We start from the raw sequence: 21,797 nt of genomic DNA, 5'->3' as shown, positions 1-21,797 counted from the left end.
TAATTTGAATGGCATTTTTTATTCCAAAAAACTTTTCAGAATAGACAATTGAAAAAGTATGTTTTTGTCTGATGTTTTCTGATAATTATTAACACTACGGTCATATTGCCATAAATCATATAAATCTCCATCAATGATGATTTCGATGTAAAACCCTATATCCCCCTTGACGTTTATAGTTATATTGTTTTTCATATATTTTACGCCCCAAAAAGGACCATGAGCAGTTTCCTCTAATAGAATAAAATCCGGAAAATTATTTTGAAAATAATCTTTTACCACCCCATTGTTTTCTAAAGCCCAGTTTCCTACCATAATGCTTTCCATAAATCATTTTCTTTAACAAAATCTGTAACCCCTAAATCAATTAAATAGTTAATCTCTCTTGCATAAAACTGTTCGTTTTTAGGAGAGAAAGGGTCATGGGAGAACCAAAATTCTTTATTGGCTGCTCTTTGTCTGTCAATAAATTCCTTGTTAATTCTCCATATTTCATCATCATTCTCATTTACAAGCTTATAGACTTCGTCCCATTTTTCTCCAAAATCAAAATAAGTATAATTGTTGCCAGCTCTTGTAATATATGAAGAAGGCCCTCCGCCGTCCCACATTCCTAACATAACTTTCTTAGCATTTCCATTTTTTGTTGCTAGTTTAATATAATCACCTATTTGAACTATAGTAAACCTAGGAATAGTACCTCCCGTATATTTAGTGATTTTACCATCCTTTACAGTTAGTCTTGGCGTGTTTAGGTCAGAAGCGTCGATTCTTCGTATCCATATATTTCCATTTCTTGTGTAAAACTGATACCCCTTAGGAGGCAGAGTCAAATCATTAATATTTTTGTCCAAAGCTGATGTCCAATCATTGGTACTGGGATAATCTCCTAACAGCTTTTTAGCCTTAGCAATTTCTTCTTCTAATAATTTAGGAGATAACTCGGACTCAAGCTTGTTCATTGCAACCTTTACGTCATCTATTATTTCCTTGACCTTGGCTTCTGACAAGTTAGGTTGGTCCCTACGGATACCGCTTTCAAGTAATTTATAAAAATCATCATCACCTATGACTTTTTTACTGGCAATACTGGCAGCAGCATTCTTTGGAGTCGTTTTTATTAAATCGGCGGCGCCTTTCGCTGCAAAAATGAATTGTATCCCATCTAGGCCATCATATAGAAAGTCAGAGATTTTTTCACCAAATTTTTTCTTTACATCTTCTCTGAATAATTTCAAGAAAGGGGTAGAAAAAGTATATGTTAAGTCAGCAGCTGCCCAGTACCATGCGGCTGTAGTAGCTTTTGCTGCTGCGAGTTCTCCCCCTGAGAGAATCGTTCCTGCCACGGTAATAATATTGAAGCCTAGATTTTCAAACTGTTGACTTTCTTTTTTTGTTTTTAGATACTCTAAAAATATGGCGGGCACTACAATTGCTTGGCCACAAAATTGGGCGTTTTGATTATTGCATAATGAGGGAAGAATGTTAACACTTTCAATGAGAGTAATTTTGACAAAATCTTTGAAAGGGTTAAGCGGAACATTATTTATTAAACAGTTTTCGTTTTCGATAATACCTATTCCAGTTGGAGAAGGTGCATATGATGTAGTACACTTGCCTGTAAGCTGTATGTTATTATTAATATAAGAAAAACGATAATCTCCTAAAGTATTAACCCATCTGAGGACAAAGTCAACATTTTTAACACCCCAATTGAATGTATATTTGGGTTCGATTTTTGAGGGATCTTCATTTCCATAGGCTAATTGGGCTAATTTGGTGAGTTTAACTATAAAATCAGTAAAATTTGCTTCACCCAAATTATCATCTAATCCAGCTTGTAAATCATTATATAAATCATCATTTGTGATGAATTTATCCATGAAATTTTTCGCTTCGGTCTTATTTTCGCCAACTGAATTAAGAACCTTGATAATTAGTGATTCATCATTGTTGGTAATGCCATAAAGACCTGATGTAATGAAGGTATCTTCTGCAAATATGTGAGCTAGTATTCTAGCTTTATCAATTGATGATAGTGACCGGAGGAACTTATCGTTCAAATAATAAATTGCGTTGTAGTATTGTTCTTTTGAAGCATTTGTTTTTAATACCTTCTTAAATCTTTCAATATTACTAGCGACACTTTCTAATGCATTTAAATAAGAGGGTAAAGCATCCTTATTCTGCCAAAATTGTTCTCTTGCTAAATCAAATAAGTATTTGTCAGTTCCCCACCAGAAGCTATTTTTGGTGTTAATGGCATCCTTACCAATTTGTGTGACCAGAATATTATAGTCTATGGCATCGGGACCGGTAGAACATATTAATTTGCTGATACCTAAAAGAGCCGTAAGACCTTCTTCATTCTTTACCAAATAGGTGTAATCTTCGTAGAACTTTTTCCCTTTCTCACATAAATCCGGAAGGCAATTCGTAGAGATATTAACTTGCTCAATATTGTTGTTAAACTCGTCAAAGGATATGTTGTTAGTTGCAGAGCTTACATATGCGTAGGTGGACCTATAAGTTTTATTACAGTCCCCAGGGACATATTCAAATAAGTAAACGATGTCATTTTTGTCAATGGTCAATTCCTTGTTCTGATATTCAGTCTTTGTTATTTCTATCCCTGAATCATTGTAATAGCCTTTAAATTGCCCATCGGAACGATATGCTGCCCAATATTTGGTCCCGTTACTTAATTTAAAGCCAGGGACAGTCCCTTTGGGGCTTATGTTTTCTGAATTGGATATGATGGTTGTTGAATTCTTAATGGTAAATGGCTTCCAATCCGGTGTAAACCAAGTTTTACCGGCAATCTCCCCATCCTCCTCATCTTGAAAAATGTAGAATTTAAGGGCCGGGTCATGGATTTGCGCCCAATGGGTATGGGGCAGTTGGTCTCCACTGCCATAATCCATGAGCCAATCGGTTTGATTTTCAGACATGTCATATTCAGCGAAGGGGTGCTGTAGGGCGAAAATACCATGGCCTATTTCGTGGGCCAAGGTCTTGCTCTTGTCCCCGTTCTTGTCTTCTTCTTTATCTGGGTCACCGGCAAATACAAAGCCCATTTGCCTCTGTAGGGGCATGAATCCACCGATGGAGCGTGATGGTTCTATGTCGTTGAAGACCAAGATGTAATAGGTGTCGGTCTTATAGTTGGGCAATTGCTTCACCTTGTTTACGAGCATCTTCTGTTCCTCGTTATAGGCCGCGGCCCATGCACTTTCGCCTACATCCAATTTTTGGTTGCTTCCTAGTTCGTCCTTGGTGACGGAAAGGGCAAGGTTCTCGCCAAACTCAATATGGGCCACCGCTTTTTTGAAGATGTCGGAAACGTTGGATTCGATATTGCCCAAAGAGGCGCCGTTAACGGAAACCAGGGCCACATTTACGGTACGTTCGGATAGATGCCATAGGGTAAACGCCCCGGCCGTAAGCTGTTTTGTGCTGTCGTCCTTGTTGGGTACGACTGCATAGATTACTTCGTTTTCAAAGGTGAACCTGCCTTTCAAGGTCAAGGTGGCCTCATTGCCCTTGAAGGTCGTGGGAATGCTATCCCCGTGCTTGGTCTTGAAGATAACATCCGATACATCGTAGGCATCGTTTTTAATGTCGATTTTGGCCTTTATTTTGGTGCTTGCCCTATTCTTTACGGCATGGTGGGTAAGCACATAGTCGTTGCCATCGGCGTCCTTTATAATGGTGTATTCGTCCTTGAGCTTTCCTATCTCGCCCTTGGGCATTATATCCATGGCATACGTACCCGCTTCGTTAAAGGTCACCAGAACACCTTCTGCCGTCAAGGCTTCTATTTGGCCGTTGTTCGAGACACCTTCTACGGTATCTGGGCTTATGGCCCCGCCAGTAGCAAGTGATCCCCCTTCGGTTATTTTACCTTCGGCATCTACGTAATAGGTCTTTCCTTCACTGTCGGTTATTACCATATCGTCGCCTAAAGGCTCCGATTTAGTTGCTCCTGTATTGGGGTTGGTGATAACGACTTTACCACCTTTGATTTTTATGTCTTTCTTAGATCTAAGGACCCAGTTGACCCGAATTTCATCTAGGTCGTTATCACCTTCAAAAAATTCCCCCACCGCATCGGCCGCATCTTCTACCGTATCGACCGACTCATCAACATCCAAGATGTTCTTTAAACTCGGGTCGTAGGTGGTGACTACCGTGCCTTCCGCCAATTTCTTGTCGGTGTTGATAAGCACATTGGTAAATTCTACGCCCACTCGAATGCTGTTCAGGTAGGGGATGGTCACGTATCCTTTACCCGTAAAACGGCCATTTTTACCGCTTACCTTTAAAATATTTATGGGGAAGTCGCCTGCGATAAACTTTTCGCCGGAGGAGATGCTAGGCAAGGGCTCTTTGTTCGAAACGTCAAAATCGGGCGTAATGCCACAATCGTAGACACTGGCTTCGTCATCGGCGATAAAGGTGGTAAACTCCTTGGCCGTGCTCCAATCGCTTCCGGTTACCGCACATTGTTTCTGCACCTGGTATTCGTAGGTAGTGCCTGCCTTTAGGTCCCACAGGGTGGTTTGGTTCGAAGTGGTCTTGTTCATAAACCACTCCGCTCCCTCTATGTTTTTCTGACGGTACCGCACCGTATATTCGGGCACATCGGTAGCGAAATCGTCCCAAAAGATATTGGCATTGGTACTGCCCTTTACCTCGTGGTTGATACCGATGGGCAGGTCGCAGGTGCCGGCATAACTGAAGGAATAAATCTCGCTATAGCCTTGGTTTTTAAAGAGTCCGATTTCCTCGACCCCTTGCTTGGCCTTGGCCTGTACACGCCAGGCGTAGTTTTTTCCCGAAAGAAAAAGCGGGTCGGCCGGACCGTATACGTAGGTGGTGGCGGTAGTCGTGACCTGAAAAACGGGGGGCGAGCTTAAAAAGGCCTGTTGCGGGTCTACCTGGGTGTCCCAGATTTCCACGATGCTCAGTTCGTATTCCACATTGCTCACGTTGATGTGGCGTGGCGTCCATTGGAAGACGATGTTCTGCGGATTGGTTTCCGTTAGGTTGGACTTGTTTCTCGGTGCGACCAGAAAGGGCGGTTCGTTTTGAAAGACTACGCTGGTGGCGCAACTTTTCTGCGACAGGCGGTTGCCGGTCAGGGCGTCGTACACCTCAAAACAAAAGGAGTAGGCGCCTTCGGGAATGGCCTTTCCGTATACGTTGGGCGATATTCCGCTAATGTTCTCGAACCTAAAGTACGGGGCCAGTTGTACGTTGGTGAGTATCAGGGGAACGCCTCCTTCCAAATAGTGTTTTTCGGCACCTGCTACAACGTCGTTGCTCTGAAAACTGATGCCCCCGCCCTCAAAATAGGTGCGCAGGCGTATCTCGCGGTTGGCGATCTCAAAATCGTTCAAGACGATCTGCACGCGCAGGGGACTGCTCAAGGTACTCGCGTCGGCATAATCGGAAAAATAGATGGGCGCCGGCGGGGTAACCTGTGGAATCACCTGAACGGGGAAGGACTGGGCGGATGCGGGGAGGCAGGTCAGGGTCAATAGAAAGAAAAAGAGGGCATGAAAAAGAACAGTTTGCAGTCTGCAATTTATGTCTCGCAAGAGGCCACGGTAATTTGTCAGCGCTTTATTGAAATGCTGCAATTGTAACCTGCTGTTTTTCATGTTTTTTAGAACTCTGTAAACCATTAACTACTCAATGTTTTTTAATTTTCTTAGCACTAATTACTGTCCACTGCCTACTGCTTATTAATATATCTCAGTTCAAACAGTTCGGGGTTGACTGTTTTTAGCGATTTTTTATAATAGAAATCGATAATCTCGTTTTCTAGATAGTATTCCAGTTTTTCTTGATTTTTGGTTTTTTCATAAAGCTCAAAGGCTTTTACGGCTTGATTTTCCTTAAACTCTTGCAAAAAGCCTGTGCCTTTCAGTATGGCTTCCTTAGAGGAGAACTCGTCGAACTGGGTTTCCATCCACCTATGCCCTACCAGTTTTTGTAAACGGGTCTCCCGTTCTTCTAAAAGTGCTTCGTACCGTGGCACCAGTGCTTTGTCCTTGTTCGTATAGTCTTTCGGGGCCTTTCCGTTCAATGGGTGTTTGTCGGCTTCCAGTTTTTTGACTACGAAGAGCTTTTCCAAGGCCATGTCTATTTTCTTCATATCGTCTTTTATCGACATTACTATGTTATAAAGGGCATCGTCATAAATGGTTTGAAAATCGTCATAGGCGTAGAGTTCCTTGAGAAAGATGAGGGCCTGCTCCTTATACTTTTCCTCTCGTTTTTGCTCTTTAACAGTGGCCAAAAGGATTTTAAGCTCGTCTTTTTTAAACTGGGGAATATTAGCAAATTGTGAACTTTCGTATACGTTGGTCAGCTGCTCGTTCAGTTCGGGTATTGTACCCCTGTAGGATACATTGCGGTAACGGAAGCTCAAGGTGTTCTCCCTGCTGCGGGGGTCGCGTTCGTTGGGACTGCGCCTATGGGAATCAAGGTCGAGCTTAAAGTTGTCAAAGGCATAGCTGTAGCCGAAGGTTAGGGTCAGGTCCCGCCCTGTATTGAGTTCCGAATTCCTGAAAAGCATCAGAAAATTAAGGCTGAGGTTGTGTTTTTTGTACAGGGTATAGTTGCTGCCCAGCCTAAAATTAAATACGTTGTTCTGCTGCTCCCCATTGGCGAAGCTCGTGTTGTATGAACTTGAAAAATTGGTTCGGAGTTGCTTGTCGAAAAACTGCTTGCCGACAGATAGGGTGGGGCCAAGGGTCATGTTGTCGTCCTCGGCTACGGTGTTGTACGAAACGTTGGCGGCCAAGGAAATATTCAGGGCCTGTTTGGGGTATCCCAGGGTGTAGCCCGCCATACCGTTGTAAAACGAATTTTCCCCGCCTTCTATGGTTTCGCCTTCTTGTTGGTTGGTACTGTTTTGATAGATGAGGTTAAGGTTGGCACTGTGCTGTTTGGTCTCAGTTTTTTTTAGGATATAGTTGATGCCCAAGTTGGCATTTTGAGAGACCTGGCGATAGTTTAGTGTATCTACATTGTCATAGGTCCCTACTTGGTTGATGTAGTCGAACTGGTCGCGAATATTGGTGTACGATTGAAAGTTGCTGTACGATGCATTGAACCCCAAGCGGTCGGAGGCCGTGTAATTGGCGTTGACGGCACTTACGACGCGCTGTTGGTCCGATGATTTGGTATTGTCTAAGTTATCACGTTGCAATCCTGCGTTTACGCTGAGGTTGAGTTTGTTGTCGAAAACCGACTGGCTCGCGTTTACCGTAATGTTTTCGAGGTCGTTGTTGAAATAATAGGCTCCCAAGGTCTTATATTCGGGGTCGATACGTTCATATCCTAGTCCCAAGGTTCCGTTGCCCGCGGGATAATCGAAAGAAGCATTGAGGGCCTTGTAGTATTGGGTGCTTATGTTTTCTTTTAAGAGGAAGGACAGCAGGCCGGTAGATGAAGGATCTTCGGTCAGTCTAGTGTCCTCCGTAACACCTGAAATAGCGTATTCTACGTGAATCCTAGCCTTTTCGAAAAGTCGGAATTCCGATTCGAACGAGAGCACCGCATTGTCTTTGGGGGAAAGTCCGAGTTCCAAGGGAAAGGGAGTTTTCAGGGAGTTCTCCTGGTCGTTGGCCTTAAAGAGAATAAGCCCTAGTTTCATAAAATCAAAATCATAGGCGGTCTTTACCCCGTAGCCCATGCGTTTGTAGGCGGTAAGGGCTTCGGGATATTCTTCGTTGTATTCGGTGGCCTTTAAAAAGCGGCCGTACATGGCGCTTATTTGAAATTTCCCTTCGGGATTCAGGTCGAAACCGCCACCCGTAAATTGGTGGCCGGCCAAGGTATATGGTGAAAAGGTCATGCTTACATCGCCGATATGTGCAGTAGCCCATTTGTAGGACGGATGTAGGCTTAAGCGGTTAAAGTTAAAGGGGTTGGGAAAATTGAACTCTTGGTTCGAATAGGTGAACGAAAGCGGAATATTGTACACCCCGGCAATGTTGAAGTTTAAGCTTCCGGTGAGATAATAGGTCAGTGCCTGTCGGTTGGCGGTACCGTCATAGTATACAGCATTGGCGGACACACCACCATTATATCGGAGCCATTTCTCCTTGCCCAATTGATCAAAATTGATACTTTGGGAAAAACCAAGTGTACAACACATAAGAAGGGGGACTAATAATCGGTACAATGATTCGTATTCTTAACGCGTTAAATTTAAGTTAAAAAGCGAAAAATACTACAAAAATTTCGATGAAATGTAATGAATTTCAGATTTTTTATAATTAATATATCGTGTTTATAATGAGAAAAGTACGTGTTGTGTATTGTAAATATGGGCCTTGTGGGGACTACAAAAAAATTAATGTTTGTGTAGGAAGTGTTGTTTTGTTGTAAGTATTTAATACGCCCGGTTTTCCAGTCCCGGGCCCCCTTGCTGGCGCCGGTGTCACGCTTGTGCGGTTAAAAATTTGTTGCAAACCCATATTCGTTTTGCTTTTATAGCCTACTGGGTATTATCGCTGTAGCGGGTACGGTCGTGAAACTGCGGTAAGCTTAGTTCAAGTGTTCGCGCTAGCGGGAGTTCTAGTTCAATTTTGTTCGCTCCCAAAAAGTATATATACCACATCTTGTCTATGTTTCCTTTAACAATTTGAGTTTTATTGTGTTCATATAAAAAATTTAACTGTTCGGTAGTATTTTTTACTAAATCCGAAGAAGCTCTTGCATGTATTTTAGAAACTTGAAAAACAAAAAAGAACATGAACAGAAAAAAACGTGTTGCCCTCATTTTTTCTTTATTATTTTAACAATTTTATATAGTGAAAAACAACCAATAAAAATGAGACAGCCCCTTAAAAGCCAATAGGTGACAATATTTGAATTGAGTAATCTAAATATTAAGCTCAACATTCTAGACTTATAACCACTGCCATGGCCAGAACCATGGGCGATATACAAGAGTATAGAGGCCAATACCAGAACAATAATCCATTCTCCAATACCAAGTTTATTTTTATCCTCTTTCATAGCAAAAATCTGGTAAGTTGTCTATCAATGTTAGTGTTGTGTTCTTGGAATATACTTTATGAGATAGTCTTTTTATATATTTTTTGCGGTAGGTTGCTAATATGGCCCATTTGCTTTCCAATCCATTTTCCTTAGATCCTTCCCATCCAGATTCAAATTTGAGCCGTCCTTAAACCTTGCGATTTTGCCCCGTTCGAAGTCTGTACGGCACTTGTCGTAGTGGGGGATTGAGGACGCCATAGCGTAAGCTATGGGCGAGATGGCGCGCTGGCAAAGCAACGCAAGAGTTGCTTTATAGGGGTGTTTTGAACATGGCACGAGTGTGAGGCTCGCGCTGGCGGGGCATATAGTAGAATTGATAAGTAAATAAGCTTAATTTTCATTAGTTTAAATTTTCTAATATTTTATTTTTTGCGTTTTTGAATTTGATAACGAATAATATACCATGTACAAGGCAAAAAGAGAATCCACGTTATAATATTGACATAAGCGTCAATTTGTCTTATTGAATATAGTTTGGGAAATTTTTCGGAAGTTCTTATCGATATTGCACCGTCGATAGTATTGTACCATACGGGTATTTTGAACTCATTCTCAGGATAACCATCCGTTGTCCATATTTTTTTCATTGACTTTTCATTAGCAAAAACTCTCTTTTTTGTTTTAAATTTTTTTAATGTTCCATTGAAATAGTAAAAATCTCTACCCCCGCTGCCAGCTTCCTTGCTCTGGCTCTCATATATTAGGACATCCTTCCTAAAGTACTCTGTAGGGTACAAGGATGCGTATAGCCATTTTAATTCCGAATGATCGTGTAATACACTATCTAATAGTCCGGAAAGGGCAAAAAAAAACGACTATCCAACTAAAAACGTATTTTGTTCCTTTACTCATAGTTAGGTCCGATTGAGGAAACCCCTACGGTGCCATTATCAGATGCCTTTAATCCCATTTTTGGGTCTAATCCCATTTTTGCGTTAAAGTGATTTCTGAAGGGATGGCATGTTAAATATAAATTTAACGGAGAAAAATACTACAAATTATTCGACAAAATACAGGAGGTATTGTCTTTATAATGAGGTGAGTATGTGTGGTGTGCCATTCGTATGGCACTAACAAGGATTACAGTTTTAAAAAAATATGCAGGAATTTTGTTTTTTAAAGGTGCTGAAAACGGACGTTTTTGGCGTTTGGAAAGGAATCGCACCTACCGGGATATCTAGGTCTACTAGAAGGTTTGTGTTAGGGACTCGATCATTTAGTTCTGCTATTGGAGTAGAGGGTATCTACAGATATTATTGTAATCTTTTATAATATCCTCATCTAAGGATTTAAACAATTCGGGATTTAGATTCCATAATTCTTCTGCTTTCTTAGGGTTTTTAAATATATTCTGAAAAGCTAGTTTGGCCTCCTCTGCATTGCCATTATAATAGTACCTAAATTCATTTTTACTTTTGACATACTGGTAAAACTGACTTGTTTCATCCGCGGCAATCGTTTTTACCTCTTTCCAATTTTTAAGTTCTACAGATCGGTAAAAGTTGGTTGATGGATTTCTGAATAACGCATCTAGTTTGTGGCCCGTTTCTATATCTGGTATACTACCCTCAAACCTTGTGAAAGTGTAACCGCAGTAGGAACACCTCCAACATCAAAAGTGAGTTTATGAGCCAATTCAAAGTAATTTTTATCCTTATCCATAGTCATTATTTTGTCGAAATGACTTTGCTTTTTTTGTGATGCCTTTTCGGCACCTCCCAAAGTATTGTAATTGACCCATTCTTGATTCGTAGCTGAAATAATGGACTCTAATAATTGTTCTGGGTATACATTAGTCGCCTCTGCCTGACTGTTATAGATTGCTTTGACAAAAGTTCTTTCAGGGTATTGAAAAAAGGAAATTTCGGATTCCTCAGGGTAACTTAAAATTAAGTTAGCATTATTATCTTGTGAATAACAATAAGTGTAAGCCACAATGAGAAAACAAAAGATAATTGTTGAATTTTTCATACTTATTTTTTCTTTGCTTTAAGTTCATTAATATGATAATGTAAACAGCCAAAACCTATTAGGCACAGTACAATAAAGAGGATTCCTTGTAGCCAGAATGCTTTTGTGTTAAACATTTTTTCATGAGGCAAAGCATAAAAATCTTTAGCTTCTTGGTTATGCCAAACCCAAATTGAGTCATTTTTATCAACAGGTTTAAAGCCTCCGAAAATGCTATCTTCTTTGCCGGCATTCATAAAATGCACAAATTTGTCATTGGATTCTCTCAGGTCTACTTTTGATTCTAAAATTTCACCATTTTCCACAACATCATATATCAACCGGTATTTAGTATATTCTAAACCTCTTCTACCTGATGATAAATCAACCACTTCCTTTACTTGAACTTTTTTTAAGCGATAATTACTTTTTTGACTAATGAAATAAAAATTTTGGTATACCATGTACAGGGATATTGGTAAAGCAAATACGTTGCCTACCAATAGAAAAATTATTATTTTTTTAATGATTTTCATACGCACTAATCCCTTGGGTATATTTTAATTTCATTAGTTACAGTTATGCTTTTTTGCCAGTCTACCAGTGTGAAATTTAACATACTTGAATCTTTTGTTTTAATTGCTGCTCTGCCAGATAGTACAACAGGAGGGATGGACACGTTTCCTTCAAATTCTTCCGTGTCAAATTTATATTTTAATGACCCTTGCAGACACCCAATTGCGCTACCCAAAATTTCAATGTCCACTAATACCTCTGCAACTAAGAGTTTTGCACCAAGTTTCCCCCGCTGCCAGCTTCCTTGCTCTGGCTCTCATATATTAATACACCCTTGCTAAAGTATTTTGAAGGATAAAATGATGCATATAGCCATTTTAATTCCGGAAAATCGTAGAGCAACCCAAAGAATAGCCCAGAAAGTTCAAAATAAACTACAATCCAACTAAAAACGTATTTTGTTCCTTTACTCATAGTTAGGTCCGATTGAGGAAATCCCTACAGTGCCATTATCAGATGCCTTTAATCCCATTTTTGCGTTAAAGTGATTTCTGAAGGGATGGCATGTTAAATATAAATTTAACGGAGAAAAATACTACAAATTATTCGACGAAATATTGTGTTTTCAACGATTTTTGGCTAGGGTTTATTGTGTTTGTAATCAGGTGGGTATGGTTAATAAATCAAAAATATGGAATTGGTAAGGACGACGGGTCAAATAAGCTACATGTAGGAGTGTTCGGGTTTTTTACAGGTATCGAAAACGTACGATTTTCCACTCCCGGGCTCCCGACGTATAGCTGTGCAGTTCTTTGAAGCCAACGGCGAAATGCGCCTGTAAGGAGCGGGTGTTGACCGCGTCGATCTCGGTGATGATACTGCTAAAGTCCTTTTTTGTCTTGGCCTGCATGGTTTCGTACAATTTTCTGAAAACGCCCTGCCTGCGAAAGTCCTTGTCGATACAGATTTGGCCCATGACGATATAGTTTTCCTCGGGGGGAAGAATGCCTTCGATCTCGTCGAACATGGGCTTTAAGACCTCGATGGCATCCGAAAACCTAGGATGCATACAGAGGGCATAGCCGATGACCGCATGCTCCAATTTGGCAATGATATGGGGGCAGGTATTGTTCATCGCCTTTAAGGTGTCGAAGGTATGCGCTACCGTTACAAAGCCTTCTTTTTCCTTTTCGGGGGATGACACCTTAGAGGCCAGGTTTCTTTCCTGAAGGGCGAGGATCTGCTTCAGTTCGTCATCGGTCGATGCCGTGCCGTAACGTATCACCGCGTTTCGGTTTTAAGCCATTCCTTTCTTTGGCGCATTTGTTTTTTCGATGGCTTTCCGCCTTCCTTCTCCATTAACGATAGCCGGTAATCGGGATTTGCCCCTAGAACGACCGTACAGTGCTTTTCTGTCCCAAAACGCTCGAAGGTGATCTTTAGGGTGTCGCCGACCTTGAGCTTTTCGATGTAGGCGCTGAATTGCTGTCCGTCCGGAAAACCGCTCCCGTTGATATCGGTAATGATATCGCCCTTGTCGAGTCCGGCTTCATAGGCCGGTGTGCCTATTTTGGGGTTGGACCGGATTTCCCCGTGGCCATCGCCATTTAAGGAAACGGCGGCACCAAAATAGGGGCGTTCGGAATCCTGTTGCAAAGTAACCCCAACGGAACCTAAGAGCGATGCATAATCGGGCATTTCGCTACGGTAGATGTACTTGTCGAAATAGGTCTCGGCAAAATCGCTTCCGGCATATTCGGCGAGTGATTGCCGAAGGTTTTCCAGGGTATAGGGTTTTTCGGTTTTTCCGTACTGCTTCCAAACCAGCTTCATAAAATCGTCGAGGTTCAGTTTTTCCTCGCGAAGCGATAGATCCAAGGCAAGACCGAGGACGCTTCCGTACGAATAATAGGAAATAAAGGTATTTTCTCGGTTCACGGGATCTACCGAGGTAGCGGCGTCCACAAAGGGGGCTTGATAGCTCATTTCTATGGGATTGAAGAATTGGCGGGCCGGTGAGTTCCATACATAGTTGAAGGTGCCCGAAATGCCCTCTACGTATTTTTCGGGGGAGATGATGCCGGCCCTGCAAAGGATGAGGTTGGTGTAATAGCTCGTAAAACCTTCGGCAAACCATAGGGCCCCGCTCATGTTGGCTTCCTCAAAATCGAAAGGTTCCAAGCATTTGGGGCGGATGCGCTCTACGTTCCACGCATGGAAGAATTCGTGGGAAACCGTGCCGATGTTGCCTTCCATACCCCCGCCCGAAAGACTGCGTGTACTGGTCAAAACGGTCGAGTTGCGGTGCTCCATCCCGTCGCCCGATGCATTGGGCACATAGCACGCCAAAAAGGTGTAGGTGCCGTAGTCGAAATCGGGCAGTTCACCATAAACCTCTTTTTCGGCGAGGACCACCTTTTTAACCTGTTCAAAATAGGCGTCGAGTTCTTCGTCCGTGCCGTTGTGGTGCAGTACAAATCGTATGTTCTGCTGCTTTCCGTTATGGTCTACTTCAAATTCACGAACGGCATGGTCGCTTATCTCCGTTGGGCTATCCATAAAATAATAGAGGTTAGGGGCGGAATAGGTAGTGCCTGACACTAAGGGGAGCTGGGTGGCGATTTTCCAGTTTAAATCTTCCCGAAGCTTAAAATCCACTTCAATTTTTCGATCGCTTAGATCGGGGGCATACATAAAGGTGGCCGGAATGTTCAGGTGGGCGTGGGTCTCGTCTACCTGCGAATAGGTGCCGCCGCCCCGGTTGGCGAACAAGGTGTAGCTTATGGCGATTGTGCCGTCGTGCCCGATTACCTGCCACGAATAGGGGTCGGGGCGTAAGACCTCAAGAGCCTTCCCCTTGCTGTCGGTGGCTTTGAAATTGTACACGTTCTTTGCGAATTCGTGCAGGGCATAGCGTCCGGGTGAAGTGCGGCTCATACGAAAAGCGACCGTGTCGGCTTTCAGCTCTATAAAAGTACCCTTTACTACCGCTTCGTGGTGTACGGCATTGTCAAAGGAAATTTCGTAGCGGTTGGTTTGGGCATAAAGAATGCTGGCGGTAATACACAGAAGGAAGGATAAAGAGAATTTCATTAAATCAGGATTGTGGATGTTCAATAGGTTAAAGGTATAATATTCGTCAAAAAAACGGTAGAATAGGGTAAGGAATAGAAAGGACCTCGATCCGGATGCCCGCCGTGGTTTTTCTATTCGTTCAAAGATGCTACATTTGGGTTATGGTAGACCTTCCCGAAAAATTAGCGAAAAAGCTAAGCGATAGAAATGCTGTTAATGCCTTAAGAAGCTTGCCCGTATCCCATGGTTTGGTCGATTTTTCGTCCAATGATTATTTGGGACTTTCAAGGAGCCAATCCGTTTCTAGCGAAGCCTTGCGTCTTATGGAAGGGCATAAGGTCTTGCAAAACGGGGCAACGGGTTCGCGTTTACTTTCGGGGAACCACTCTCTTTATCAGGCCTTGGAGGCTGAGCTATGTCAATTTCACCAAACCGGGGCGGCCTTGGTCTTTAACTCGGGTTACGACGCCAATATCGGCTTTTTTAGTTCGGTGCCCCAACGCGGCGATGTCGTTTTTTATGATGAGTACATTCATGCGAGTATTCGCGACGGTATTCGTATGGGCAATGCCAAGAGTTATAAATTTAAACATAACGACCTCGACGACCTGAACAACAGATGCCGGATGGAACGGAGTCGAAATCTCGCCGACACCGAAATATACGTGGTGACGGAATCGGTTTTTTCGATGGATGGCGATACCCCCGATTTAAATGATTTAGCGGCCCTATGCAAAGCTCAAAATTGCCGTTTGGTGGTCGACGAGGCCCATGCCTTAGGGGTTTTGGGGAAACATGGGGAGGGATTGGTGCAAGTCTTGAACTTGCAGGACAGTGTATTTGCCCGCCTGGTTACCTTCGGAAAAGGTGTGGGCTGCCATGGTGCTGCAATTTTGGGCAGCGAAGGCCTAAAATCGTACCTGGTGAATTTTGCCCGTAGTTTTATCTACACGACAGGGCTTCCGCCTCATTCGATAGCCTCGGTACTATCGGCATATGGCCATTTGAAGATGCCTAGTGATGGATTGGAAAAACTGAAGCACAACATTTCCTATTTTAACCGTAGACAAAGCGATTTGGGCCTGAAGGAACAATTCATCATCAGTGATTCGGCCATTCACTGTTGTCTGGTCCCAGGGAACCACAAGGCCCGGAACATGGCCAAGGCCATTCAAGATAAAGGCTTCGATGTTCGCGCGATCCTTTCGCCCACCGTTCCGGAGGGGCAAGAGCGATTGCGGATCTGTCTGCATAGTTTTAATACCGAAAAAGAGATTGATAACCTACTGGAAGAAGTGGCCAGCCTATTGTAATATGAAAGAGAAGTTTTATACCATAGCCTCCTTTGAATATCCCTCCGACGTTCAAATACTTAAAGGAAAATTAGAGTCCGAGGGCATTCCTGTTTTTCTGAAGGATGAGCATACCTTAAATTCCGACCCGCTCATCAGCAATGCCATTGGTGGGGTCAAATTGCAGGTGTACACCGAAGATAAAGAGAAGGCCATTGAAATATATAACGAGGTTAGGGCTTATGCCCTAGATGATAATGGGAATTTAGTGGTCTGTCCGAATTGTAAAATGCAAAAATCTGAGGTGTATTATAACAGAAAAGGAATTTTATATAAACTTTTTCCTTTTTTTGAAGAAAAAAAATACAAATGCCTACATTGTAACATGATAACAAAACCTCAATAGCATGCAGCAAATTTTTGTGACAGGAATATCTACCGAAGTAGGAAAGACCATAGCTTCCGCAATTATTGCCGAAGCCCTTGAAGCGGATTACTGGAAACCCGTTCAGGCGGGAGAGCTGGATTATACCGATAGTGACAAGGTGAAGTCTTTGGTTTCAAATGATAAAACGGTCATTCATAAAAGCAGCTATGAACTGAAAACACCTATGAGCCCACATGCGGCGGCGGAAAAAGAAGGGGTAAGTATAGATCGACTTGATATTGTTTTGCCCGAGACGGATAATGCCTTGGTGATCGAAGGGGCAGGGGGGATTTTGGTTCCTTTGAACGAAAACGACACCGTGCTAGATATCATTATGCCTACTTATCATGTTGTAGTAGTTTCGAGACATTATTTGGGCAGTATCAACCACACCTTGTTGACCGTGGGTTGGTTACAACAAAAAGGATATGATGTTTCCATACTCTTTAGTGGGGATGCCGATCCGGAATCTGAAAATATCATCCTGCACAAAACAGGGGCATCCTTGATCGGTCGTATAGATGAGGAGCCTGTTTTTGACAAGGCCGTCGTTAAAAGATACGCCGATAAGTTCGCTTCCATATTGAAAACGCTCTAGGTAGACTCAGTCTATTTTTACCAAGGCCAAATCTACCTTGCTTATGGTGAATTCGTATAGGGGTTCGCGGCCTTCTAGGTTCTGCTTGTTGAAAATATAGTAGCCGGGCAACTCACACTGATCCGTATTCATTACGATTGACTTGCGCGACATTTCTAGATATGATGCCGTTTCGTATAATTTGAACGGCGTTTGGATGTGGGTCCGTAAATCTTCCTGTGTAAATACGTAAAGCGGAGTTTCGTCCTCGCCTATAATCTTATAAATGTCCTCGGCATAGCTCTTGTGTGCTGCCCCGGATGAGGTCAAGGCCTTCATGGGTAGGGCCACATGGTCAAAGACCAATCTACAGAGTACGATAAAGGTAATAACGAAAAGGTGTTTGGTGTATCCGATGGTCTTATGGTGAAACACAAGGGTGAGCACAAGAAGCAGTCCGAAAAGTGGCATGGTGTATTTTAGATGGGGTAAAATGGAAAAATAGCCCACAAACGGAATCACCATACAGGCAAGGGCGGCAATGGCCATGATTACCTTAAAAAGAGTGTGATAGGCCTTGTGTTTCCAGTTGGTTTCTTTTAGCCGAAGAAACAAAGGGTAGCTCAATACGGTTACTACCATGGGGAAGAACATATAGGTGTACCTGATTCTAGCTCCGGGAGAAACCCAATACACCAAAAAGTTGGCGATAAAGGCGATGACCAGAAAAACAAGGTAGGGTTGTGCCTTGATGTTTTGTATCTGTTCTTTTTTCCAAATAAACAATAGGAACAGGGTAGAGGGAAAGATCACGCCTAAGAAATTCAAGGGAAACATGAATAGGTGTTTTACGATTCCATCAAACCGGTCGCTGAGTAAGGTGCGCTGTTGTGTTAGGCCCCACATTTCCGAAATATACCTGCCTAGGTTCTCATAACTTCCGTAAATATAAAAGTAGAAATAGACCGCAGCCGCAGATAAGAGGGCGCAAAAGATATGTGGCCAAGAGAAAAGTCGCTTGAGGTCTTTTTTATACAATAGGTATGAGCCCAAGGTGATTATTATAAAGGCGAAAGAGGCAAAGCCCTTGGTCAAAAAGGCAAGGGTAATAAAAAAATAGGCAGCACCAAAAAGACGGTAAAACTGTTTCTGTTCGTAAAAATGAAAGATGCTGAATATGCTAAGGGTGACCAGTAGGGAGTAAAAGATATCGATTTCGGCGGTTACGGAAAAATAGAAATAAAGGTCGGCACAGACCAAGTAATAGAAGGCGCTTAAGATGCCGAATTTGGTGTTAATGTATTTTCTGCCCATGTAAAAGGCAAGAATGCCCGTGAGCAGAAGTGAAAATGCCGAAGGAAAACGAAGGGCAAAGGTGTTGTAACCAAAGAGCTTTATGCTTCCGGCGAGTACAATGTTCCATAATGGCGGGTGGTCGTAAAAGGTTTGTTTTAGAATGGTGGTGACTACAAAGTTGTTGTTCAACAGCATTTCCAAGGCTACCAATGCACGCCGTGGTTCTTCCGAATACAAGGGTGCGAGGTGCAGATTGTAAAAAAGGGATATCGTGTAGAGGACAATGATTAAAAACGATAGCCGATATAGGTTTTTTGTATTGGTCGGGTGTAAAAATCCGACATCAAAAAATTTCATTTTCCTTTGATTTTTCTAGGCTAAAGATCAACAAAATACTTCAAAAAAAAAGTTTTAATTTCTCATCTTTGCATTATGAAGAAGGCAAACGCGTCAGAAACCCTGGTAAGGGAAAGTTTATCACTTAGGGATAAAAAGCACTTATGGCACCCTTTAACACAGCATAAGTTGCATCCTGATATGTTAGGGATCGCCAAGGCGAAAGGTGTGGTTTTGTACGATGAGGATGGAAAGGAGTATATAGATGGTATCGCTTCTTGGTATACCAGTGCCTATGGTCATTGTAATACCTATATCACCGATAGGGTCTACGCCCAGATGCAAAAATTGGATCAAGTGGTCTTCAGTGGTTTTACCCATGAGCCTGCCGTAAAACTGTCGGAAGAACTGATAAAGTTACTGCCCGAAAACCAAGAGAAACTTTTCTTTTCCGATAATGGCTCTACGGCTACGGAAATCGGGATCAAAATGGCCTTGCAATTCCATTTTAACCAAGGCAGAAAGCGCAAGACCCTTCTGGCCTTTGAGGAGGGGTTTCATGGGGATACCTTCGGGGCGATGTCCGTTTCTGGACTATCGGTTTACAACGGTCCATTCGAGGAGTTTTTTATTGATGTGGAGCGAATAGCCGTGCCCACCGATGAAAATATAGAAAGCATTCTGCTACAATTGGAAGCCAGGTTGCAACAAAACGATATTGCAGGGTTCATTTACGAGCCTTTGGTACAAGGCGCCGCGGCCATGAAGATGCACAAGGCCGAAAACCTAGACCGCATATTGGTGCTTTTGAAAAAACACGGGGTACTTACGATCGCCGATGAGGTAATGACGGGCTTCGGTAAGACCGGAAAGGCTTTTGCTTCCGACCACATAGCTTCCAAACCCGATATCATATGTATGTCGAAAGCCCTAACGGCGGGACTGGTGCCTATGGCAATTACGAGTTGTACCCTAGAGGTTTACAACGCGTTTTATAGTGATGACCTGGCAAAAGGCTTGTTCCACGGGCATACCTATACGGCCAATCCCTTGGCCTGTACGGCAGCTTTGGCAGGCTTAGACCTGCTACGGTCACAAGAGATCCAAGACAGTATCAAAAGAATAATCGCCTCACACCAGGGCTTCGATCTTAAAATAAAGAATCACCCCAAGGTGGCCCGTACACGACAGTGCGGAATCATATATGCGTTGGACCTGAACGTGAAAATGGAGCGTTATGGCAATTTACGCGACCAAATTTTCAGGCATTTCATGAATAATGGGGTATTTTTGCGGCCTTTGGGTAGTACCGTTTATATTTCTGCACCATATGTCATTACCGATGCGCAGCTGCAGAAAATATATGCTACCATAGAGGATCTACTGAACCGTATTTAAATCCAACGCTTGAAAGAACAACCGATATCCATTACCGCAATAGGCTCAATTTCCCCGTTGGGAAAAACTTCAGGGGAAACCTGGGAGAGCTACCTTAAAGACAGCCATCTTTTTGAACAAAAGGATTTTGGTGAAACCAAGGAATGGGCCGCCCCCTTGTCAAAGGACTCAAAGGAGGAGATAGAACAGCTAAGAAATTCCGACAACAAATACAAAAGCCTTGACGATTCGGTCTTGTTCGCACTTTATGCCTCGAGGGATGCAATTGCCAAAGCCGGATGGAAGGCGGGCGATGATTTTGGCGTCAATATCGGTTCATCACGTGGGGCAACGGCACTCTTCGAAAAATACCATCAAGAATTCCTTGAAAACAATAGAACGGCAACACTCTCGTCGCCTACCACCACCTTGGGGAATATTTCGTCTTGGGTGGCACACGACCTAAAGACCAAAGGTCCCGAGATTTCGCATTCCATTACGTGTTCTACGGCCCTTCATGCCGTTTTAAACGGAGTGGCATGGCTAAGAAGCGGTATGGCCAACAAGTTTCTGGTAGGGGGAAGCGAGGCTCCATTGACCCCTTTCACCATTGCGCAAATGAAGGCTCTCAAAATTTATTCGCAGTATCGGGAGGAGAACGCTTCCGAAGGAAATGGAGGTTTCCCCAGTCGTGCTTTGGACTTTGAAAAGGAAAAAAGTACTATGATCCTCGGTGAAGGGGCTTCTGTAATCTGCTTGGAAAAAGGGTTGACAGAGAAGACCTTGGCCGTTATCGAAGGAGTGGGCTACGCAACGGAACCCTTGCGCCATAATATCTCTATTTCTACAGATGCCGAGTGTTTTCAGGCCTCCATGAAGATGGCCTTGGGCGAAATTCATCCCGATGAGGTAGATGCCATCGTAATGCATGCACCGGGTACTGTCAAGGGCGATATATCTGAATATAAGGCCATTGAAAAAGTATTCTGTAACAACTTACCGTTTTTGACTACAAATAAATGGAAAGTAGGGCATACTTTTGGAGCGTCGGGAGCGTTAAGCATAGAACTGGCGGTCTTGATGTTGCAAGAACAACAGCTGATAAAAGTACCATTTGTTACGAATGCTTCAGCACCGGGAAAGCTTGGGAAAATACTGGTAAATGCAGTAGGTTTCGGTGGTAATGCGGTTTCCATTCTGTTGTCCCGTAAGGTCTAGCCTGCTTTTTGAATTCGATTGAAGTGAGATTATTCTTATCTTTAATCGCCAACCTAAACTTTTTTTTAGCTTATGGAACTAGGGTTCGAAATGATGACGTTGTTCGAAAAAATCTACTGGGTCACAGCCATAACGGCATCCATTATTCTCATTATTTTATTGATAATGACCTTTATCGGAGGGGAGATAGACGACATCGAGGGTGATGTCGATGTTGAGATAGAGGGCGACACCGGTATAGAATTTCAATTTTTATCCTTTAAAAACCTTGTCGGCTTTTTTACCATATTCGGATGGTCGGGCATTGCTTGTTTAGACGCCGGAGTAGCAAAAGGCCTTACGGTGGTTATATCTGTCATATGCGGTTTGCTTATGATGTTGGCCATGGCTTCGCTGTTCTATTATTTAGGCAAATTGCAGAGCAGTGGAACCCTAAAACTAAAGAATGCATTGAACCAGATCGGCGAGGTGTATTTGACCATTGGGGCCAATCGCAAGAGCATCGGTAAAGTAAGTATCAATGTGCAGGGCACGCTACGTGAATTGGAAGCATTGACCAACGCCGATAAAGACCTGGTGCAGGGCGATGTGGTCGTCGTAAAGGAAGTGACCGCGAACGGAATTTTAATTGTTGAACCCATAAATAATTAAC

Annotated in this window: 16 protein-coding genes; 6 read left to right on the top strand and 10 right to left on the bottom strand. The window is 42.9% G+C overall.

Going from position 1 to position 21,797, the window contains the following annotated elements; all coding sequences use genetic code 11:
- Positions 1-18: 18 nt before the first annotated feature.
- From ZOBGAL_RS06640 to ZOBGAL_RS06590, 9 genes are all read right to left on the bottom strand, one after another.
- Complete coding sequence (locus ZOBGAL_RS06640; RefSeq protein WP_013992765.1) at positions 19-327, bottom strand: hypothetical protein; 309 nt, start codon at positions 325-327, stop codon at positions 19-21.
- Positions 309-5,666, bottom strand: a complete 5,358-nt coding sequence (locus ZOBGAL_RS06635) for a fibronectin type III domain-containing protein (protein WP_046287384.1) — start codon at positions 5,664-5,666, stop codon at positions 309-311. Before ZOBGAL_RS06635 ends, ZOBGAL_RS06640 begins: the two co-directional genes overlap by 19 nt.
- Before the next feature lie 74 nt (positions 5,667-5,740).
- The gene (locus ZOBGAL_RS06630; protein ID WP_013992763.1) at positions 5,741-8,173 is read right to left on the bottom strand and encodes a TonB-dependent receptor; all 2,433 of its coding nucleotides are present in this window, start codon (positions 8,171-8,173) and stop codon (positions 5,741-5,743) included.
- Between the two features lie 623 nt (positions 8,174-8,796).
- Positions 8,797-9,039, bottom strand: coding sequence for a hypothetical protein (locus ZOBGAL_RS06620; protein WP_013992761.1), 243 nt, complete (start codon positions 9,037-9,039; stop codon positions 8,797-8,799).
- Positions 9,040-10,629: 1,590 nt separating this feature from the next.
- A complete protein-coding gene (locus ZOBGAL_RS06610) occupies positions 10,630-11,052 on the bottom strand; it encodes a hypothetical protein (RefSeq protein WP_013992758.1) in 423 nt (140 codons plus the stop codon).
- A gap of 2 nt (positions 11,053-11,054) precedes the next feature.
- The gene (locus tag ZOBGAL_RS06605; RefSeq protein WP_046287382.1) at positions 11,055-11,567 is read right to left on the bottom strand and encodes a hypothetical protein; all 513 of its coding nucleotides are present in this window, start codon (positions 11,565-11,567) and stop codon (positions 11,055-11,057) included.
- 244 nt (positions 11,568-11,811) lie between these two features.
- Positions 11,812-12,021 (bottom strand): hypothetical protein, encoded by a 210-nt coding sequence (locus ZOBGAL_RS06600; RefSeq protein ID WP_013992755.1) that lies wholly within the window; start codon positions 12,019-12,021, stop codon positions 11,812-11,814.
- A gap of 274 nt (positions 12,022-12,295) precedes the next feature.
- Positions 12,296-12,832 carry a GNAT family N-acetyltransferase gene (locus tag ZOBGAL_RS06595; RefSeq protein WP_046287381.1) on the bottom strand — a complete coding sequence of 179 codons (537 nt, stop codon included), beginning with the start codon at positions 12,830-12,832 and terminating at the stop codon, positions 12,296-12,298.
- Entirely contained in the window at positions 12,829-14,640 is a 1,812-nt protein-coding gene (locus ZOBGAL_RS06590) for a M61 family metallopeptidase (protein WP_013992753.1), read from the bottom strand. Before ZOBGAL_RS06590 ends, ZOBGAL_RS06595 begins: the two co-directional genes overlap by 4 nt.
- A 143-nt stretch (positions 14,641-14,783) precedes the next feature.
- Between ZOBGAL_RS06590 and ZOBGAL_RS06585 the strand changes: the two genes are divergently transcribed.
- Genes ZOBGAL_RS06585 through bioD form a run of 3 tightly spaced genes read left to right on the top strand, consistent with a single transcriptional unit; the run spans position 14,784 to position 16,939 of the window.
- Positions 14,784-15,935 (top strand): aminotransferase class I/II-fold pyridoxal phosphate-dependent enzyme, encoded by a 1,152-nt coding sequence (locus ZOBGAL_RS06585; RefSeq protein ID WP_013992752.1) that lies wholly within the window; start codon positions 14,784-14,786, stop codon positions 15,933-15,935.
- 1 nt (position 15,936) lies between these two features.
- On the top strand, positions 15,937-16,320 hold the full coding sequence (locus ZOBGAL_RS06580) for a putative signal transducing protein (RefSeq protein ID WP_013992751.1): 384 nt from the start codon (positions 15,937-15,939) through the stop codon (positions 16,318-16,320).
- A gap of 1 nt (position 16,321) precedes the next feature.
- On the top strand, positions 16,322-16,939 hold the full coding sequence (gene bioD, locus ZOBGAL_RS06575; RefSeq protein ID WP_013992750.1) for a dethiobiotin synthase: 618 nt from the start codon (positions 16,322-16,324) through the stop codon (positions 16,937-16,939).
- A gap of 6 nt (positions 16,940-16,945) precedes the next feature.
- Here bioD and ZOBGAL_RS06570 read toward each other — a convergent pair whose 3' ends face one another.
- Positions 16,946-18,571 carry an ArnT family glycosyltransferase gene (locus ZOBGAL_RS06570; protein WP_013992749.1) on the bottom strand — a complete coding sequence of 542 codons (1,626 nt, stop codon included), beginning with the start codon at positions 18,569-18,571 and terminating at the stop codon, positions 16,946-16,948.
- A gap of 75 nt (positions 18,572-18,646) precedes the next feature.
- Between ZOBGAL_RS06570 and bioA the strand changes: the two genes are divergently transcribed.
- The 3 genes from bioA (at position 18,647) to ZOBGAL_RS06555 (ending at position 21,796) form a co-directional block, all read left to right on the top strand.
- Complete coding sequence (gene bioA, locus ZOBGAL_RS06565; RefSeq protein ID WP_013992748.1) at positions 18,647-19,948, top strand: adenosylmethionine--8-amino-7-oxononanoate transaminase; 1,302 nt, start codon at positions 18,647-18,649, stop codon at positions 19,946-19,948.
- A 9-nt stretch (positions 19,949-19,957) separates the two neighbouring features.
- Positions 19,958-21,145: a beta-ketoacyl synthase N-terminal-like domain-containing protein gene (locus tag ZOBGAL_RS06560; protein WP_013992747.1), complete on the top strand. Its 1,188-nt coding sequence runs from the start codon at positions 19,958-19,960 to the stop codon at positions 21,143-21,145.
- A 72-nt stretch (positions 21,146-21,217) separates the two neighbouring features.
- The gene (locus ZOBGAL_RS06555; protein WP_013992746.1) at positions 21,218-21,796 is read left to right on the top strand and encodes a hypothetical protein; all 579 of its coding nucleotides are present in this window, start codon (positions 21,218-21,220) and stop codon (positions 21,794-21,796) included.
- The last annotated feature ends 1 nt before the right edge of the window (position 21,797 follow it).

The organism is Zobellia galactanivorans, from assembly GCF_000973105.1.
Taxonomy (GTDB): Bacteria; Bacteroidota; Bacteroidia; order Flavobacteriales; family Flavobacteriaceae; genus Zobellia; species Zobellia galactanivorans.
Note: the sequence above shows the minus strand (reverse complement) of the source record. Positions and strands in the feature narration are given on the sequence as shown.

Coding starts and splice junctions, on each gene's coding strand:
- ZOBGAL_RS06640 (WP_013992765.1), bottom strand. CDS start 327: ATGGAAAGCATTATGGTAGGAAACTGGGCTTTAGAAAACAATGGGGTG.
- ZOBGAL_RS06635 (WP_046287384.1), bottom strand. CDS start 5,666: ATGAAAAACAGCAGGTTACAATTGCAGCATTTCAATAAAGCGCTGACA.
- ZOBGAL_RS06630 (WP_013992763.1), bottom strand. CDS start 8,173: ATGTGTTGTACACTTGGTTTTTCCCAAAGTATCAATTTTGATCAATTG.
- ZOBGAL_RS06620 (WP_013992761.1), bottom strand. CDS start 9,039: ATGAAAGAGGATAAAAATAAACTTGGTATTGGAGAATGGATTATTGTT.
- ZOBGAL_RS06610 (WP_013992758.1), bottom strand. CDS start 11,052: ATGAAAAATTCAACAATTATCTTTTGTTTTCTCATTGTGGCTTACACT.
- ZOBGAL_RS06605 (WP_046287382.1), bottom strand. CDS start 11,567: ATGAAAATCATTAAAAAAATAATAATTTTTCTATTGGTAGGCAACGTA.
- ZOBGAL_RS06600 (WP_013992755.1), bottom strand. CDS start 12,021: ATGAGTAAAGGAACAAAATACGTTTTTAGTTGGATTGTAGTTTATTTT.
- ZOBGAL_RS06590 (WP_013992753.1), bottom strand. CDS start 14,640: ATGAAATTCTCTTTATCCTTCCTTCTGTGTATTACCGCCAGCATTCTT.
- ZOBGAL_RS06585 (WP_013992752.1), top strand. CDS start 14,784: ATGGTAGACCTTCCCGAAAAATTAGCGAAAAAGCTAAGCGATAGAAAT.
- ZOBGAL_RS06580 (WP_013992751.1), top strand. CDS start 15,937: ATGAAAGAGAAGTTTTATACCATAGCCTCCTTTGAATATCCCTCCGAC.
- bioD (WP_013992750.1), top strand. CDS start 16,322: ATGCAGCAAATTTTTGTGACAGGAATATCTACCGAAGTAGGAAAGACC.
- ZOBGAL_RS06570 (WP_013992749.1), bottom strand. CDS start 18,571: ATGAAATTTTTTGATGTCGGATTTTTACACCCGACCAATACAAAAAAC.
- bioA (WP_013992748.1), top strand. CDS start 18,647: ATGAAGAAGGCAAACGCGTCAGAAACCCTGGTAAGGGAAAGTTTATCA.
- ZOBGAL_RS06555 (WP_013992746.1), top strand. CDS start 21,218: ATGGAACTAGGGTTCGAAATGATGACGTTGTTCGAAAAAATCTACTGG.